Origin of the sequence: Streptococcus sp. HMSC074B11, assembly GCF_001808705.1 — a bacterium.
GTDB lineage: Bacteria > Bacillota > Bacilli > Lactobacillales > Streptococcaceae > Streptococcus.
This window is the reverse complement of record NZ_KV794260.1, coordinates 27907-28395: the sequence shown is the minus strand read 5'-3', so window position 1 is coordinate 28395 and position 489 is coordinate 27907. Positions and strand designations below refer to the sequence as shown.

The window sequence follows — 489 nt, the reverse complement described above, 5'->3', positions numbered from 1 at the left end:
GCCTGTGAACTCAGGATGTTCCTGTTTCAGAGTGTCAACTGGGACTGCACCACCTTCATACTCTGGTAAGGTTTCAGCTACTACACCTTGGCCATTGACGCCACCATCAAATGTTGGTTTAGACGGCTCGACTAAGGATTCTCCCGATACGCCTCCTGTAAATTCTGGACGTTCTTGTTTCAGAGTATCAACTGGAACTGCACCACCTTCATACTCTAGTAAGCTTTCAGCTACTACACCTTGGCCATTGACGCCACCATCAAATGTTGGTTTTGTTGGTTCAACCAAGGATTCGCCTGATACGCTACCTGTAAACTCGGGGAGTTCCTGTTTCAGAGTATCAAACGGGACTGCGCCTCCTTCATACTCTGGCAAGGCTTCGACTACTGCTCCTGAGCCATTGACGCCACCATCAAATGTTGGTTTAGGTGGCTCAACCAAGGATTCGCCAGATACACTACCTGTAAAGTCTGCTTTGTCATGGACTTC

Annotated in this window: 1 protein-coding gene; it reads right to left on the bottom strand. The window is 48.3% G+C overall.

Going from position 1 to position 489, the window contains the following annotated elements:
• Positions 1-489, bottom strand: a 489-nt coding sequence (locus HMPREF2619_RS11350; protein ID WP_398578182.1) for an SIALI-17 repeat-containing surface protein, incomplete at both ends; no start/stop codon positions are given.